The 17,049-nt window shown below is 37.2% G+C and carries 20 protein-coding genes; 13 read left to right on the forward strand and 7 right to left on the reverse strand.

Features of this window, described 5'->3' with window-relative positions; all coding sequences use genetic code 11:
• The first annotated feature begins 42 nt into the window (after nt 1–42).
• From EZ444_RS17955 to EZ444_RS17965, 3 genes are all read left to right on the forward strand, one after another.
• A complete protein-coding gene (locus EZ444_RS17955; RefSeq protein WP_131610519.1) occupies nt 43–912 on the forward strand; it encodes a universal stress protein in 870 nt (289 codons plus the stop codon).
• Complete coding sequence (locus tag EZ444_RS17960) at nt 905–1,555, forward strand: phosphoribosyltransferase (RefSeq protein WP_131610520.1); 651 nt, start codon at nt 905–907, stop codon at nt 1,553–1,555. The genes EZ444_RS17955 and EZ444_RS17960 overlap by 8 nt, the downstream gene beginning before the upstream one ends.
• A 97-nt stretch (nt 1,556–1,652) precedes the next feature.
• On the forward strand, nt 1,653–1,934 hold the full coding sequence (locus tag EZ444_RS17965; RefSeq protein WP_131610569.1) for a hypothetical protein: 282 nt from the start codon (nt 1,653–1,655) through the stop codon (nt 1,932–1,934).
• A gap of 6 nt (nt 1,935–1,940) precedes the next feature.
• Here the strand turns inward: EZ444_RS17965 and EZ444_RS17970 are convergent, their stop codons facing one another.
• Nucleotides 1,941–2,177, reverse strand: coding sequence for a hypothetical protein (locus tag EZ444_RS17970; RefSeq protein WP_131610521.1), 237 nt, complete (start codon nt 2,175–2,177; stop codon nt 1,941–1,943).
• 73 nt (nt 2,178–2,250) lie between these two features.
• Complete coding sequence (locus tag EZ444_RS17975; protein WP_131610522.1) at nt 2,251–2,775, reverse strand: YciE/YciF ferroxidase family protein; 525 nt, start codon at nt 2,773–2,775, stop codon at nt 2,251–2,253.
• Nucleotides 2,776–2,970: 195 nt separating this feature from the next.
• Here EZ444_RS17975 and EZ444_RS17980 point away from each other — a divergent pair, with 195 nt between their 5' ends.
• Together EZ444_RS17980 and EZ444_RS17985 are read left to right on the forward strand one after the other, a co-directional pair.
• Nucleotides 2,971–3,228: a hypothetical protein gene (locus tag EZ444_RS17980; RefSeq protein WP_131610523.1), complete on the forward strand. Its 258-nt coding sequence runs from the start codon at nt 2,971–2,973 to the stop codon at nt 3,226–3,228.
• 5 nt (nt 3,229–3,233) lie between these two features.
• Complete coding sequence (locus EZ444_RS17985; protein ID WP_131610524.1) at nt 3,234–3,524, forward strand: hypothetical protein; 291 nt, start codon at nt 3,234–3,236, stop codon at nt 3,522–3,524.
• Here EZ444_RS17985 and EZ444_RS17990 read toward each other — a convergent pair.
• The 5 genes from EZ444_RS17990 to EZ444_RS18010 form a co-directional block, all read right to left on the reverse strand.
• A complete protein-coding gene (locus tag EZ444_RS17990; protein ID WP_131610525.1) occupies nt 3,521–3,670 on the reverse strand; it encodes a lmo0937 family membrane protein in 150 nt (49 codons plus the stop codon). The genes EZ444_RS17985 and EZ444_RS17990 overlap by 4 nt on opposite strands.
• Before the next feature lie 56 nt (nt 3,671–3,726).
• Nucleotides 3,727–3,930, reverse strand: a complete 204-nt coding sequence (locus EZ444_RS17995; protein ID WP_131610526.1) for a KTSC domain-containing protein — start codon at nt 3,928–3,930, stop codon at nt 3,727–3,729.
• A gap of 43 nt (nt 3,931–3,973) precedes the next feature.
• Complete coding sequence (locus EZ444_RS18000; protein WP_131610527.1) at nt 3,974–4,219, reverse strand: Ada metal-binding domain-containing protein; 246 nt, start codon at nt 4,217–4,219, stop codon at nt 3,974–3,976.
• Between the two features lies 1 nt (nt 4,220).
• Nucleotides 4,221–4,946, reverse strand: coding sequence for a 2OG-Fe(II) oxygenase (locus EZ444_RS18005; RefSeq protein ID WP_131610528.1), 726 nt, complete (start codon nt 4,944–4,946; stop codon nt 4,221–4,223).
• Nucleotides 4,947–5,051: 105 nt separating this feature from the next.
• Nucleotides 5,052–5,252 (reverse strand): hypothetical protein, encoded by a 201-nt coding sequence (locus EZ444_RS18010; RefSeq protein WP_131610529.1) that lies wholly within the window; start codon nt 5,250–5,252, stop codon nt 5,052–5,054.
• Nucleotides 5,253–5,391: 139 nt separating this feature from the next.
• Here EZ444_RS18010 and EZ444_RS18015 point away from each other — a divergent pair, with 139 nt between their 5' ends.
• The 8 genes from EZ444_RS18015 (at nt 5,392) to EZ444_RS18050 (ending at nt 17,038) form a co-directional block, all read left to right on the forward strand.
• Nucleotides 5,392–5,595 carry a hypothetical protein gene (locus tag EZ444_RS18015; protein WP_131610530.1) on the forward strand — a complete coding sequence of 68 codons (204 nt, stop codon included), beginning with the start codon at nt 5,392–5,394 and terminating at the stop codon, nt 5,593–5,595.
• 80 nt (nt 5,596–5,675) lie between these two features.
• Nucleotides 5,676–6,281, forward strand: coding sequence for an RNA polymerase sigma factor (locus EZ444_RS18020; protein ID WP_131610531.1), 606 nt, complete (start codon nt 5,676–5,678; stop codon nt 6,279–6,281).
• Nucleotides 6,282–6,331: 50 nt separating this feature from the next.
• The gene (locus EZ444_RS18025; protein ID WP_131610532.1) at nt 6,332–7,537 is read left to right on the forward strand and encodes a FecR family protein; all 1,206 of its coding nucleotides are present in this window, start codon (nt 6,332–6,334) and stop codon (nt 7,535–7,537) included.
• A 195-nt stretch (nt 7,538–7,732) separates the two neighbouring features.
• Entirely contained in the window at nt 7,733–11,110 is a 3,378-nt protein-coding gene (locus EZ444_RS18030; RefSeq protein ID WP_165503652.1) for a SusC/RagA family TonB-linked outer membrane protein, read from the forward strand.
• A gap of 4 nt (nt 11,111–11,114) precedes the next feature.
• Complete coding sequence (locus EZ444_RS18035; RefSeq protein ID WP_131610534.1) at nt 11,115–12,758, forward strand: RagB/SusD family nutrient uptake outer membrane protein; 1,644 nt, start codon at nt 11,115–11,117, stop codon at nt 12,756–12,758.
• Between the two features lie 12 nt (nt 12,759–12,770).
• Nucleotides 12,771–14,144, forward strand: a complete 1,374-nt coding sequence (locus tag EZ444_RS18040) for a glycoside hydrolase family 28 protein (RefSeq protein WP_131610535.1) — start codon at nt 12,771–12,773, stop codon at nt 14,142–14,144.
• Nucleotides 14,145–14,157: 13 nt separating this feature from the next.
• Nucleotides 14,158–16,347 carry a GH92 family glycosyl hydrolase gene (locus tag EZ444_RS18045; RefSeq protein WP_165503653.1) on the forward strand — a complete coding sequence of 730 codons (2,190 nt, stop codon included), beginning with the start codon at nt 14,158–14,160 and terminating at the stop codon, nt 16,345–16,347.
• A gap of 1 nt (nt 16,348) precedes the next feature.
• Complete coding sequence (locus tag EZ444_RS18050) at nt 16,349–17,038, forward strand: SGNH/GDSL hydrolase family protein (protein ID WP_131610537.1); 690 nt, start codon at nt 16,349–16,351, stop codon at nt 17,036–17,038.
• Nucleotides 17,039–17,049 lie beyond the last annotated feature (11 nt).

The raw sequence follows: 17,049 nt of genomic DNA on the forward strand, positions 1-17,049 counted from the left end.
TTAAGCTCCTGAATTGACAGCATAAAAATAAAGGAGAAAATCATGGAAACATTTTCTGTAAACAAAACGCCTACGATAAACGAAATGTTGGTACTCACTGATTTTTCTAAGGAGGCAGCAAATGCTGCCGCGTATGCCACTGCACTTGCCCATCAGCTGAACACAAGACGTTTGATTTTGTACCATTCTTATGAATCTATTGCAATACCGCCTACAGCGTTTGCTCCTTATACAGGAGGGTTTGCCGAATCTCATAAGCTCAGTCTGCAAAAAATCACAGAATTGAAGGACGAACTTAAGGATTGGCTTCCCGAAAAAGCCGAAATTGATATCCGATGTGATGAAAGGAACTTGGTGAATGCTGTAATTTCTATTGCTGGAGAAGAACATATTGACCTTGTTGTTATGGGGATTTCCGGTAAAAGTGGGTTTGAAAGGACACTTATGGGCAGTAATACGATTAATATGGCTCATGATACTCCGGCGCCTTTACTCATTGTACCGCCCGGTGCTTCCTTTCAACCCATAAAGACTGTTGTTTTTGCTTGTGATTTAAAGCGGGTAACGGAATCTACGCCAGTGCATGCCATGAAGAATTTTATAGCTGCGCTAGGGGCGCGGTTAATTATTTTAAATGTTGATCATGATGGTGCCCATTTTAATCCTGATACGATTAAGGAAATGAAATACCTTCACCAGCTTTGGGATGAGCAGCAGCCCGAATATCATTATATTGATCACGAAGATATGGCCAAAGGGATTATGGAATTTGCCGGACAAGAACGCGCCGAGCTGGTCATTACAGTTCCGAAACAATATGGTTTTTTTGAAAGTATCTTTCATCGTAGCATGACAAAAAAACTGGCTTATCATACACATCTACCTTTATTACTTTTTAAAGAGGATGTTTAGCACTGGAAAATACAAACTTTTCGAAGACAGAAGAGATGCTGGGGAGCGCCTCGGTGAGCAGCTGAAAGCAAAATACGAGGGACAAAATCCATTGATTATTGGTATACCTCGAGGAGGCGTGGAGGTTGGCTATTATGTTGCTGCGGCACTGAAAGCTGAGTTTTCGCTGGTTGTTTCCAGGAAATTGCCTTTCCCAGGAAATCAGGAACTGGGTTTTGGGGCGGTCACAGAACAATCAGGAGTTTATGTTTCTGGATTTGGGCGGGAAATGCTGGATGAGGGGACTATTGAGGATATTATTGAAGAGCAATTTGTTGAAGTGAAACGCAGAGTTGATCTGTATCGAAATGGCCTGCCATTGCCCGAGATGAAAGGTCGGATAGTGATTCTTGTAGACGACGGCATTGCCATGGGAGTAACATTGGTTCCGGTAATTGCCCTCTGCCGCAACAATGGGGCATCAGAAGTGATTATTGCTGTACCTGTATCAGGTCTGAGCTATGACATTCATCTCAGTCGGGCTGATGCCATAGAGGTATTGTTTCAGCCGGAGGACTTTCAAGGGGTGGGACAGGCATATCGCCATTTTGGAGAGTTTACTGATAACCAGGTATTAAGTTTATTAAGGCCGGGCTTCAAATAATGATTTGTCATAAATAAGTTTATGACAAATCGTTTGGATTAAAGACTGTTAATTGATTTCGGTTACTAAAAGAATGAAAATTATAAAGCATAAACATATGAGTACTTCTAATCAAACCCATAATCATCAGACCATCAAGGAATGGGCTGAAAAACGTGGTGGTGTGCCTGCAAGGGTCATTGGGACAGAAATAAATGGTGATGAAGGGGTTCTTCGAATCCATTTCCCAGAATTTAGTAAAAGCGAAGACCCGGAAGAGATCAGTTGGGAAGATTTTTTCAATGATTTTGAAAAGGATCGGCTGGATTTGCTCTACCAGGATCACAAAGTAAATGGCGAGCAGAGTACTTTTTATAAAGTTGTAACTAGACTTGGGTAATTGTTTTTAGAGTTGACTTTTCCATTTTTCATGTAGCTGAATTTCGTCCCTGATGGCATTAAGTAGGGGTATGTCCAATTCGCAACCGACGCTTTCGCAATGTGCGTGGTTTTTCTCATCCAGTTGGATCGTTCCTATAGTTTCATCTTCGATGTAGATTTGGTAGCGGGCATTACCTAAGGGTTTGATGTTGAAAAATCTGCCCTGTCCGTTATCTTCCACTGTTATTCCGAATTGTTCCATGTTTTAGGTACTTATGGGTTTTAACAAGAGTCCCCTTAGCGCTTAGCTAAGGGGGCCAGAATTATGAACCTTGTTATTCGGCTGCTGCCAGCTCGTTGATAGAATTAACTGCAATTTCGGTCAGGGCCACGTCAGTTGCTTTTTCATTATCCAGCGTAAATTTTAGTAGTTCGGCTACATCGTTATGGCCCATATTCTGTGCAAATACAACTAGCGTACCATAGGTTGCAATTTCGTAATGTTCAACTTTTTGGGCAGCGAGGATTAGTCCCGCATCGCGAATCATAGTATCCGCCTCAGTATCCTCAATCACGCCTTCGGCTTCTTTTACCAGCCCTTCCATAGCATCGCATTTTTTGGCCTGGGCTTTTTCTTCCAATAGCTGAAATACCTGTTCAAGGGTAGCAATGTGTTCATTCGTTTCTTCTGTATGTTTTTCGAAAGCTGCAGCCAATTCTGGACTGGTCGCTGCTTTTTTCATTTTAGGTAGGGCCTTTGAAAGGTGTTTTTCTGCCCAATAGATGTCTTTGAGTTCATCTACAAAGAATTCATGAAATTCTGAATTTTCCATTTTTCCGGTTTTTCTTGTAGTTGCCATAATTTTAGTTTTTCGTTAGATAATTGTTCTTAACTTCCCAAGTTTTCATTTAACATTGGTAAAATGCGATTGTTTTATTTTTTTTTCTCAAGCTTTTTTTCCTCAAGATTTTTTTTAGTAGGATTTAAAACTTTTTGATACCAAGGGTGTTAAAATTATCTATCTACAAAAGGTCTATTATGAAAACAAGAAATTATGGGAAAAATAGAGGAAGAATGGGAGCCTTTTGAGATACAGGTAACCATTGAAGGTGAGACTAAGTCATTATTGGTGGTTCCTGATAGGGAAGACCCTAAATATGAAATTTTTGACGAGTACACTTCCTTAGGAACGATCTGGCAGGATACTGATAAAACCGGGAAAATCTGGTGTGGCGAAGGTCTGGTTGTTAATGAGCTATTGACACAACTAGGTACGCAGGTGGAAGATTATTTAAACAATAAACCAGTATAAACAATATGGATCCTTTTAATATTATTATCCGGGTTGACGGACAGCAAATTGACCTCAATATTCATCCGCAAGAAGCAGGTACTTACAAAATTATATATCACGGTGCTTTGTTGGGTGAAATTTTCATGGGTAAGGGTGCTGGAAATTGGGAAGCTATGACTGCCGATGATTTGGAACCAGGCGGATTTCCTGTATATGAATATGATGAAACTTCTGGCCATCAGGATATCCTGCTTGATTATAACCTAGTACAAGAAATAGGCAGGGAAATTGCCGCGGATACTGGTTTCCGCTAAGCTCTTCGGATGACACCAAGAATGACCGCTATAATGGCGATAATAATCAGGATGTGAATGATTCCGCCGGTATAAAAACCGCCTAAAAAACTAATGGCCCAAATGATGACTAAAAGGACTGCGATGGTATAAAGTAGATTGTTCATGATATTTTATTTTATTGGTTAAGATGTTTTTATAACTGAATTGGGAGGCTTTTGTTTTATTTGTTTCTCAACTTGGTGTATTTGAAGTGGCCTTTAATGAAGTGATTAAAATATCTTCCCTTTGATTCCGCTGCGTTTAACTTATTGGCAATATCAATTGGAACGGATTTGTAGGCATAAGTTATGCCTGATACAAAAGTAATGTACAGGATACGTTTTGTAGATTCGTAACTATAATGCTGGATGACAGAGGAAGGCATTTTAGTAGGGGTTTATAATCAATTATGATCCGTAATAATAAGGTTACCTATTTGCACTTTTCCATTCTTTGTATTGTTCTTTTCTACAACGGCCGCAAGGACGATACCCGTTTTGAAGTGCTTCTTTTTCAGAAATGAAGAAAACCCTGTTTTCTTTTTTTATTTTTTTGCCGGAGGCACATGATAAGGTTCCATAAATTTTTAGTTTACAGTTTCCTCCAAAGCGTATGGTTTGATTTTTGATTCTATTTCGCAAATCTCGGCTCGATATTTCGTTGTGCCGTATCATTCTAGCTTAAAGCATCATGGAATATAATGCCCAGTGTGTAACGCTCTCCCGCCTGTATTTCACTTACACCGTGTTTCATATTTACCCGATAATATCCCTTTGTGCCTTTTACAGGTTTAAAGTTAGTGGTAAAGATCAGCATATCTCCTTTGCCAGGTTTCAATACTATGGCTTTGGATTGCGCCCTGGGAGTTTGTTGGGTTAATATAAATTCTCCGCCTGAAAAGTCTTTGTCGGCTTCGCTTAAAAACAATACGGTTTGGATCGGAAAATAAATATCTCCATATAAATCCTGATGCAGCGTATTGTATCCACCTTTCCCATATTTCAATATCAAAACCGTGGCTTTTCGCTGATCATTTTCATAGCATTGCTGCAATAGGTCTGTATGATGTAATGGAAATTGTTTGTTAATATTTAATGCTTTAAACCATAAATTGGCAATTGGCACCAGCTTAGGATAGATGTTTGTTCGGATTTGCTGAATAATGTCCGGCAGCGGGTAGTTGAAATATTTATATTCGCCAATGCCAAAACGATAGCGTTCCATTACTACTGTTTTTCTGAAAGCTTGCGGGTTGTCATAGTCTTTAATTAACTCATTGCATTGCTTATCCATTAAGAATTTAGGGATGATTGCAAAACCCTTTTCGTGCATTTCATCACTAATGAGACTCCAATCGACTTGCTGAGTCAAGGCAATACCTATTTCATGTGTTTCGTCCATTTTTTTTAAAATTTCTATAGCAAAGGTGGAAATGTTTGAAGCGACAGAAAACCCGAAACTTGCTTAAAAACTTCTGCCTTTATGGGAATTAGCCTTTTGTAAATGTTAATCAAGGCAGTCTATGAAAAGGAAGGATTGTGTACTCTTGATTTTTAAGATGTAGAGGTTTCCCGAAATATAGCCAGCCTTTGCTGAAGAGTCCTCTGCATCCTGGTTCTGTTCATGGGTTTTAGGCAGGTTACGGCCCCCATGGAGTTGTTCTCTGTTGGTGAATTCTTCTGCTGGTAACTGCTTCTTGTTTTTCATAGTCTTATATTTTAGGTAGTTATAACATAATGTTTGGTGTTATGTTTCATGAATTTTGCAGTGGGGGCCTTTTATTGTTAACATAGTTCTTTGGAACAATTTGAACTGCTAGTTGTTAAAGTTTTTAAGATTTGAGGTTATGAAAGGAAAAAAAAATGTACAGGAAAAAGTAAAGCAGGTAATTAAAACTGGTGTCATTCCAAATGAGCAGCTCAAAGGAAGTGATGCGGATAAAGCATATGACGCTGAAGGGAACTTTTCTCCAAAGCAAAAACCTGAAAATGACAGTCCTCAGAGACTTGATTGTCAGGAAGGATCAGATGCAGATACGGATAATGCTTGATAGAGAGAGGGAGACAATTTTAATATGAATTTTTTATTTGGTAAAATATTTTTATCATTGCTTAAAACCAAAGCTATTGAATGTCTAATCAAAATCAGGAGAAATGCGAAAATGATGTTGAATTATTACACTTGTTAAAACAAGGAGATAATGTAGCTTTTGATAAGATATATAACCTTTATAGTCAGAAAATTTATCACAATATTTTACGAGTTGTTAAACAAAGTGATTTAGCTGAAGAAATTTTGCAGGAAGTTTTTTTAAAAATATGGGACAAGAGATTAAGCATTAATATAGAATCTTCTTTCAAATCTTATATTTTTAAAATAGCGCACAACCTGGTTATGGATTTATTTAGAAGAGCGGCCTTCGATCGGAATTTAATTAATCGGCTGGCCATAGAATCGAACTCGTCATTTGACAACAGTACCGAAGATATTATTGATTTTAAGGATACCCAGAAATTAATAGATGAGGCCATTGAGCTGCTTCCTCCTCAAAGAAAGAATGTGTATTTATTGTGCAAAATAGAGGGTAAAACCTATCAAGAGGTGAGTGAGTTGTTAAACATATCCACCTCAACAGTTAGCGATCATATTGTAAAAGCTACTAAATTAATAAAGCATCATATTAAGGATATCCATTATTCAATCTTCATCGCCGCTATCATTTCTAAAATTAATTAGAAAAATATTTTCATACCGAGCAGAGGAAAGTATTTTCCCATGCGTCTTAGATGAAAAACCAATATAAATTGAGCAGGCTACCGTATAAAGAAATACTTCAAAAATATTTGAATAATTCTTCCTCCGCCCAGGAATTAGAATTGTTGATGCTTTATTTTCAGATCGATGATCAAAAGGAATTAGAAAATCTGGTTTTTGACGAAATAAATAAAGAGGTTTCAGTTGATCAGATTACTGAACAAGAAATCATATCGGTTAAAAAAGTTCATCAGAATTTAAAACAGATTTTATCGAATGATCATTTAAATAAAACCGCAATTGTTAAAAGGCTTTGGTTTAAAGCAATTGCAGCAGCCGTAGTTTTAATTGTTTGTTTTATTGGCCTCCGTCACTATTTAAATAAAGCGGATAAGGAAAGCAAATTTGCTACGCATAAAACAATTCCTCCAGGAACAAGATCGGCAACATTAACATTGTCGAACGGACAGCGTATAACTCTTTCTGATGCGATTAATGGCAAGATTGCCCAGGATAACGGGGTCGAAATTATTAAGGACAGTGAAGGGAAATTGATTTATAAAATAAATGATCATAATGCCGATAGTAAAGGCTTTAATATTTTATCAACCCAAAGAGGTGAAACTTACGATGTGATTCTCCCGGATGGTTCTAAAGTATTCCTAAATGCGGAAAGTTCAATAAAATACGCAGCCAATTTTAATCATAAACAGAAACGTACCGTAGAACTGACTGGTGAAGCTTATTTTGAAGTTTATAAGAATATTCAAAAGCCTTTTGTTTTGAAATCTAAAACTCAGGAAATAGAGGTTTTGGGAACACATTTTAATGTAAGTGCTTATAACAATGAAGCTGTAAAAACGACACTACTGGAAGGTTCGGTTAAAGTATCGACAGCTTATACCGGTACAGCAAATAAAACAGCGATTTTAAAACCTGGACAACTACTCTTCAACCACAAGAACGATTTTACAATTAAACAGTTGACAAACCCTGATGATGAAATAGCATGGAAGCTTGGGTACTTTGCCTTTGACCATAAAAGTATTCAGGAAGCCATGAATGAAATTGCAAGATGGTATGATGTGGAAATCGAATACGTTGGCGACTTTGACGATGTAGAATTTGGCGGCACAATGTTAAGAGCCAGCAGCATCAGGAAACTATTGAATAAAATAGAATTAACCGGTACCGTGAAATTTAAAGTTGAGGGAAGGAGGGTAATGGTGATCAGATAATTTTACGCTTACAAAGTTATTAACCCAGGAGCGTTCGTACCGCCCCTAGGTATCAGCTAATTGCTGAGTCAGATAACTAAAATTAATTGTTACAACAACCAAATATTTATTAACCTAACGAACCAAATGTATAAAAAAAATACTGTAATCAAATGCAGCGCATATTACTTTATTCCATCTAGTTTTTTTCTAAAAATGAAGTTACTTATTGCTATTTGGATGGTTGCTTTAATGCAAGTTTCAGCGGCGAGCATCGCACAAAATGTGAGTTTAAATGTGAAAAATGCGCATATAGAACATGTCTTTCATGAATTAACCAGGCAAACTGGCTTTCACTTTTTTTATGATGTAAAGATCATAAAAGAGGCAAAGCTTTTAACTTTAAAAGCCCGTGATTTACCACTGACTGATGTGCTGTCTATCTGTTTTTTAAATCAACCTTTCACTTATCATTTTGATGGAAAGGATATTATTATCAAATCAAAAATTAAGAATCCATCGACGAATGCCGAGATTAAAATTACGGGAAAAGTAAGCGATGAAACTTCCAAACCATTAATTGGAGCTATAGTTCGGGTAAAGGATTCAAAAATTACAACTATAACGGATAAGAATGGAAATTATAGCATAGCTGTCCCCAACGAAGATGCCGTATTAGAATTCGTTTTTATTGGGTACATTAAACAGGAACTAAAAGTTGGAAACAGGAAAACGCTAAATGTAAATTTAAAGCTTAGCGATACCGGTTTAGATGAAGTAGTGGTAATTGGATATGGCACACAAAACAAATCTGATTTAACAGGTTCCATCGCCTCTATAAAAGCCAAAGATCTGGAAAAATCAAAAGCCGTTTCTTTTGCCGAAGCACTGCAGGGACGGGTTTCTGGAATTCAGATTACTTCAAACTCTGGTGAACCTGGAGCCGGTGTTGATATGAACATCCGAGGGGCAAACTCTTTCTCATCCGGAGTACAACCGCTATATGTTATTGATGGGGTGCAAATAGATATCAATAATGGGGAGGTGTCGGGATCAGGCTATGGAAATACCTCTTCACTTAATCCCTTAGCGAATATAAACCCTGCTGACATTGCATCTATAGAGGTTTTAAAGGACGCTTCGGCTACTGCAATTTTTGGTTCCCGTGGCGCCAATGGAGTCATTATTGTAACCACTAAAGAAGGGGTAGCAAATACTTCCGTTTTAGAGTTGAATACCTATTGGCTGTCCTCAAAGGCCACAAAGAAAATAGATTTATTGGGCGCTGCAGATTATACCGCTTACAGGTATGCCATTACACCTCAGGATCCTTTGTGGGCTGATGATATAGATGGGGATGGTATCTATGATAAGATGAAAGACAATACAGGTCTAAAATCATACGATTGGCAGGATTTACTTTTAAGAAGCGGCTTGTCTCAGAATTATAATTTAAACTATAGTGGGGGAACTCAAAAGACAACTTTTTCTAGCTCATTCGGTTACTTAAACCAGCAGGGTTTAGTTAAAAATAACTCCTATGACCGATATAGCTTAAATCTAAAAGTCAATCATAATGCGACACCTAGATTAAAGATTGGTACAACGATAAATGCATCCTATTCAGAAAGCGAAGGTACGGCTACTAATGGTGGCGATGGCCCTAGGAATTACAATGGTTTAATACAGAATTTATTACTTTATAAACCCGTAAATGTACCTGAAGAGGGCGATGTTAGTTCTGATCCGGATAACAGTGGACTGGGAAGTCCAGCTGATTTTGTCAACTATTCTGTTAAAAATGTTCCGACCTTAAGGTTGATCGCGAGTGTAAATGCGACGTATAAAATATTTGATAATTTAAGTTTAAACTCAAATACCGGAACTGTACTGACGGACTCAAAAAATAAGGAATGGTATCCTTCTACCACATCATGGGGCTACAATACAAACGGACTGGGGATGTTAAATACAAGTAGTTCTGCAAATTGGTACCATACCAGCACCTTAACTTTCAAACATAAATTCAGTAAAGATCTCAATTTAACGGTTTTGGGTGGTTTTGAACTTAATTCCTATACCTACGAGAGTTTTAGAATGCGTGGAGAGAATTTCGATATTCAGACTATAAATGCGGTGGACAATATTGGTACAGCAAAAATACTAGCTTTCCCGCCTACCACAGATAAGTACAAATACAATCGTTTATCACAATTTGGGAGGCTGAATTTTAATATAGCCAACAAATACTTGTTTACCGCAACATTAAGGAATGATGGCTCTTCAAAATTTGGAGCGGAGAATAAGTATGCATTATTTCCATCGGGTGCTTTCGCCTGGAAATTGTCTAATGAGAACTTTCTTAAGAACGTAAAAGAAATATCAGAAATAAAAATCAGGACCAGTTACGGTATAACCGGTAACGATCGGATTGCGGCTTACCAATCTTTGTCTGGTACTGTGAATGCTTATTATTCAGGAAACGATGGGAATGCGGTTTTAGGAATTGCACCCGCTGTATTGGCCAATAAGAATTTAAGATGGGAGGCTACGCATCAGTATGATTTGGGTTTGGATTTAGGGCTATTTAACAACAGAATTGCTTTAACGGTTGACGCTTACTATAAGCAAACTAAAGACTTATTAATCAATACTGATATTGCTGGTCATTCTGGCTTTATTAAGCAATGGCAAAATATAGGTCGGGTCGATAATAAAGGGCTGGAATTTGCCTTAAATACCGTTAATGTAAAAACTAAAAACTTTAACTGGTCGAGTAATTTTAATATATCTTTTAATAGAAACAAGGTTGTTTCCTTAGGCGACGTAGAATACCTTCCTGTAACGGTAAGTGGTAGTTTGATTCGGAATGTGGGTAGAGTGATTGTTGGCCAGCCAATAGGGGCGGCTTATGGCTATGTATTTGACGGTATTTATCAAACTGAGGATTTTATACAATCGGGTTCTACATTAACCTTAAAACCTGGTGTTGCAGCGATGAGCAGCAGAGCGGCTAAGCCAGGCGATTTTAAGTATAAGGATTTAAATGGAGATGGTGTTGTTGATGATGTAAACGACAGGACGATTATCAGTAATAGCAATGCTAAGCATTTTGGAGGCTTTACAAATTCATTTACGTATAAGAATTTCGATTTATCGGTACTGTTTCAATGGTCATACGGGAATGATATTTTAAATTCAGGGAAATACAGATATGAGGCTGGCCAGAATTATTATGCAAATGTAACTACCGAGTACTGGAACAATCGCTGGACAAGTACTAATCCCAGTAATACTTATGCCGCATTAACAGGCCTGGGAAAAATAGAAACCTCAAGTTATTATGTTGAAGATGGATCTTATTTAAGATTAAAAAACATCAATCTGGGTTACAATTTTGAGGAGAGCAAGTTAAAGAATTACAAAATAAGAGGGATCCGGTTTTATGTTACAGCGGAGAATTTAGTTACCTGGACCAAATACACGGGTTTTGACCCTGAAATAGCCTCTTATACTTCGTTACTGCCGGGTATTGATAACATATCCTATCCACGCGCCAGAACATTCACATTTGGTCTTAATTTAAAATTTTAAGCATATGAAATTAAAATATTTACTATCGTGCAGCATTATTTTGTTGTCAATATTTAATGTAGGTTGCAAAAAGTTTTTAGAAGAAACCCCTTATTCATTTGTAGCTACTGATAACTTTTATAAAACGGCAACCGATGCTGAATTGGCTTTAACGGGTGTATACGATGTGCTGAATGCAAGTACGATACAAGGTGAAGGTGGTTCGAGTACCTGGGGAAGAGGTATGCAATTTTTAACTTCGATGGGTTGCGATGAATTAATTACGGACGCTACAAAAATTACCAGTGATAATAATTTTGTAACGATTGCAAATTATACCTACACCTCCGAAAATACCATACTAAGAAGCAGCTGGTTCTTCCTTTATGCTGGGATTACCCGGGCAAATTTCATCATTGAAAGAGTGCCTGATATAGCCATGAATGAAACCCGGAAGAAGCAGATCTTAGCTGAAGCCCATTTTTTAAGAGGAATGTATTATGCTTATTTGGGTTGGTTGTTTGGTGGGGTACCTGTTGTAAATTCGACTAATGTGAACTTGAATCAGGAAAGGTCTACGCTTAAAGAGGTGATGTTACAAGCGGAATCTGATTTTAAAGTAGCTTATCAGGATTTACCAAATCGCAATCCTAAATTAGGAAGGGTAAACAAATATACTGCAGCAGGTTTTTTGGTTAAATTGTATGTCTATTTAGCCAGCTGTAAAGAAAATAATGTCGGCGAAGCATTAAACTTTCCATTAAATAGTTTTAGCTGGGTGGATAAAGATAAATTTTATGCTGAGGCCTTAACCATTTGCCAGGATATTTATACCCAAAGTGGTTATTCGCTGATTCCTTCATTTAATTATTTGTTCTTATCTGCCACAGAAGAAACCGCTAGAAACGAACAAATGATGTTGGTGCAGGCTGGTGCTGGTGGGAACAACGAATATATTTATTATTTCAATTTAGCCGGACCTACAGGGAACTATTTGACTGTAGGCGGCACAGCAGGATGGATGCGTCCAATGCGTGAAGCTTATACGCGTTTTAATGTTAATGACAGTCGAAGAAACCTTAGTTTTAGCGGTAATATAGCTGCAGCAGCGACTTCCCAGGTCATCAATGGACGTAAATATTTTACCCCCACTACTGTATCTGCCAGCTTATCTAATATTTGCTTAAACAAATGGAGAGAGGATGATCCTGTAGATAGAGCTGCAAGAGGTATTCCTGCAAATTCTGGTGAAACCGATTATGGTATATTACGTTATGGAGATGTTTTGCTCATGTATGCAGAATGCAAATATAAAACAGGTGATGAACCTGGAGCAAGAGCGCTTTTAAAAGAAGTTCGAACCAGAGGGAATACCCCGGCAAATTTGAATACGATTACTACCGCCTATTTCAAAGCAAATTTTATGGATGAATTAATTGATGAAAGATCCAGAGAACTTTTGGGAGAGGGTTGGCGAAGATTTGATTTAATCCGCTTTGGTAAACTAAAAGATGTGGTTGCCGCTTTAAATACAAGTATAACTTTTCCAACGGTCAACGTAGCGGCGGTAAAAGATAATTTTAAGGATTATAAAATTTGGTATCCCATACCAAGAAGAGAGTTAGACACCAATAAAGAACTAATCCCGAACCCAGGATACACGAATTAACATTATAAAATTATGAGATTAAATAAAAGTATACTGCTTTTAATGGCTCTGTTTTGTCTGACAAAAAGCTATTCAAATGAATATAATATATTGAAATACAATGCGGTAGGCGATGGAAGGACGAATAATACTAAGGCAATACAAAATGCATTGGATGATTGTTCAGCACAAGGTGGTGGAACAGTGATTGTACCCGCAGGAACATTTGTAACCGGGATGATCGTATTGAAAAAGAATACAGATTTACACCTGAAAATGGGTGCTGAGCTTAAGGCGGATGCTGCTGTTCCTACGTTTAAAAGTTTGGTTTTAGTACAGAATACCGAAAACGTAAGTATAACTGGATTTGGTGTTTTAAATGGTAACGGGAAAAATTTTGTGATCGAAGAATCAAATCCCAATCGACCTTACATTGTATTTGTAAACAACAGTCGCAACGTCAACATTAGTCAGGTTACCTTGTTAAATTCTCCTTCCTGGTCGTTACGACTGTTTAATAGTGAGCAGATAAAAATACAGCGGGTTACGATATATTCTCATGCGAATTACAATAATGATGGGATTGATATTGATAGCAAGGATGTCGTCATCTCAGATTGTATTGTAGACAGTGGTGACGATGCTTTATGTTTAAAGAGCGATAACCCCAAACGCTTCAGCGAAAATATTACAGTGACAAATTGCATATTTTCTTCCAACTGCAATTTTATAAAAATGGGCACGAGCTCTTTTGGAGGGTTTAAAAATGTAACCATCTCTAATTGTGTGCTTAAAAAGGCTTCGGAATCACCATTACATGATTGGAGAAAAAAGTCGAATAACTCGATTCTGGATTCTATAACAGGAATTGCCGGGATAGCATTAGAGATTGTTGATGGTGGGACAATGGATCAAATAAATATTTCTAATATAACGATGACTGGTGTTCAAACGCCAATATTTATTCGTTTGGGAAGTAGAAAGAATCCAACGGGAACTTTAAAAAATGTAATTATCAGTCAGGTTGTAGCTACTGCTGAAAGCAAAATTACAAGCTCTATTACAGCTGTCCCTGGGTTTTATGTAGAAAATGTCATATTAAAAGACATGATTTTCAATCTGCCTGGTGGAGGAACAAGTAAAGATGCCACTCGAATTATTCCAGAGATGGAAAAGGGCTATCCGGAAAATAGAATGTTTGGCTGGAGTTTACCTTCTTATGGTTTTTATATCAGGCATGCTAAGAACATTCAGCTCAATAACATTCGGTTTAATTTGAAAAATGAAGACCAAAGGCCAGCTGTTTGGTTGGAGGATGTACACGATTCTTTCATAAATATTAGCGAGAAGGACGCAGGCAATGTGAAGCAAATCAATACCAGCAATGTTAAAATCAATAAACTTTAGTTGCTGCAGCCGTATGAATAAAATACATTTCATCAGTTTGTTGTTGTTAATTTTTAATGCTGAATTATTGCTTGCCCAATCGCTTAACAATGCGAAATACATTAAGCCATTAATCGGTACTGATGGCACAGGGCATACTTTTCCAGGTGTAACTGTTCCATTTGGTTTTGTGCAACTGAGTCCGGATACTGATTTTCAGGGCTGGGATCATTGTGCCGGTTATCATTATGCGGATACAAGCATTTTGGGGTTTTCTCACACCCATCTTAGTGGGACGGGCGGGAAGGATTTAGGTGATATTTTATTAATGCCTTTTACAGGTAAGACAGTAAAGGATAGTTATCGAAGTCGCTTCTCTCATCAAGCTGAAGCTGCTGCTGCGGGTTATTATTTTGTAAAGTTAAAGGACTATGATGTGGAGGTAGCTTTAACCGCTACACAACGTACAGCTTTCCATCAATATAAATTTAACTCGGGCGGACAGGAGAAAATACTATTGGATTTAAGGCATGGCCTTGTGCAGAATGAAAAGCGATTGGAGTCTCATGTGATCAGTTCGGCCCTTAATTTGGAGGATGCCCATACGATTTCAGGTTATACGATATCGAGCGGTTGGGCAGGTAAACAACATGTTTATTTCAGTATTAAGTTTCAAAAACCAATAATGGCTGTTAAATGGCTTTCTGATTCATTGGCAAAGCAGAATCAAAGAGTGGTTTTAATCTTTAATGAAAAGGAATCCGTACAACAAATAAAGGTCGGAATATCTACCGTTAGCATAGCTAATGCAAAGGATAATCTACTTAGAGAAAGTCCCAGTTGGAATTTTGAGGATGTGAGAAATAATGCTTTAAAACTGTGGGATAATTACCTGGATAAAGTAAATATTGAAGGTTCAAAAAAGCAAAAGGAAATATTTTATACAGCAATGTATCATGCCTTAATTGCACCAAATAATATAGCCGATTTAAATGGCGATTACAGGGGTGCAGATAATCAGGTTTACAATGCTAAAAGTAAATCCTATTATTCTACACTTTCGCTTTGGGATACTTATAGGGCATTGCATCCATTGTATACCATTTTGTATCCTAAGATAACCAATGAAATTGTTGAAACGATGCTTGCTCATTTTGATGTGCAGGGATACTTGTCAATTTGGACACTCTGGGGACATGAGAACTATTGTATGATTGGAAATCACGCTATCCCCGTAATTACAGATGCCTATTTGAAAGGCATTCGAAATTACAATGTTGATAAAGCTTTCGAAGCTTTAAAAATAAGCGCAACGGTAAACCATCAAAATTCAAGATGGGACTTGTATCAGCAGTACGGCTACTTACCAGCTGATAGCATAAAGAAAGAGTCTGTTTCTATAACATTAGAAAACGTTTACGATGATTGGTGTATTGCTCAAATGGCTAAAAAAATGGGTAAGTCAAGCGATTATACCTATTTCAATAACCGATCAAATTTCTACAAGAATTTATTCGATAAAAAGACAGGTTTTATGCGGGCAAAAAATGCAGATGGGAGCTGGGTTGGTGATTTTAATCCATACAAAATATCGCATGCTAGTTCTTCAGGCGGACCTTATACCGAGGCTAATGCATGGCAATATACCTGGCATGTACAGCATGATGTGAATGGCCTTATAGATCTAATGGGCGGTAAAAGGAAATTTGCCGCAAAATTAGATTCCTTGTTTACAATCAGTTCCAATATTGACGCTGAGGGCTCAACAGCGGATATCACTGGTTTAATAGGGCAATATGTTCATGGTAATGAGCCGAGTCATCACGTCGCTTATTTATACAGTTATGTTGATGAAGCCTGGAAAACGCAAAAGCGTGTCAGTCAAATTGTGAAAACGCTGTATAGCAATACGCCTGATGGAATAAGTGGAAATGATGATTGTGGACAGATGAGTGCCTGGTATATATTTAGTACCCTTGGTTTTTATCCTGTAAATCCAGCAAATTCTGAATATGTATTTGGAACGCCAGCGTTTAAATCTGCTGAGTTACAGTTGGGTAGCAAGAAGTTCAAAATTACAGCTGATAACTTATCAGAAACCAATATTTATATACAAAGAATAGAATTAGATGGGAGACCATACGCTAAAAAATATATCCATCACAACGATATCATGAAGGGCGGACATTTAAGATTCTATATGACCAATAAACCTAAAAAATAAGATGAAATATAAATCTATATCAGCAATATGTCTTTTGGTAGTGATGTTACTCGCTTTTAAGGCACCCGTAAAGTTTAAACTATTTGTTTTAGGCGATAGCATATCTCTCCAGTATGGACCATTTTTAGAACAGAATTTAAAAGAGAAATTCATTTATCAGCGAAAAATTGGCGGTCCAGAAGCTTTTAAAAATTTAGACATTCCAAATGGTGCAAATGGTGGTGATTCTAAAATGGTATTGAATTATTTGAGACTAAAAGAAAATGATAAATCATTTAATCCGGATGTTATGTTGTTAAACTGCGGTTTGCATGATATCAAACGTGATAAAGACACAAAAGTCATTGCCGTTGATTCCGTTACCTATCGAAAAAACCTGATTGAAATTTATAAAATCCTGAATAAGAAGAAAATCAACTTAATATGGGTTAGCAGTACAGATGTTGTGGATGCTATTCATGCTAAGAACAAGAATTTTTATCGCTTTGAAACAGATCTGCTCCAATATAATGAGATTGCGAGACAGGTATTTGAAAGTTTTAAAGTTCCCATCATTGATTTATACAGTTACACTAAAAATTTGGGCGGAAATAGGTTTGTTGATCATGTTCATTACAATGTAGAAACCCAATCACTACAAGCAGGTTACATCGCAGGTTTTCTGTCTTCTTATGTTCAATTCAAAAAATAATCAATTAAAAT

The sequence above is a fragment of the Pedobacter hiemivivus genome (genome assembly GCF_004331685.1).
GTDB classification, from domain to species: Bacteria; Bacteroidota; Bacteroidia; order Sphingobacteriales; family Sphingobacteriaceae; genus Pedobacter; species Pedobacter hiemivivus.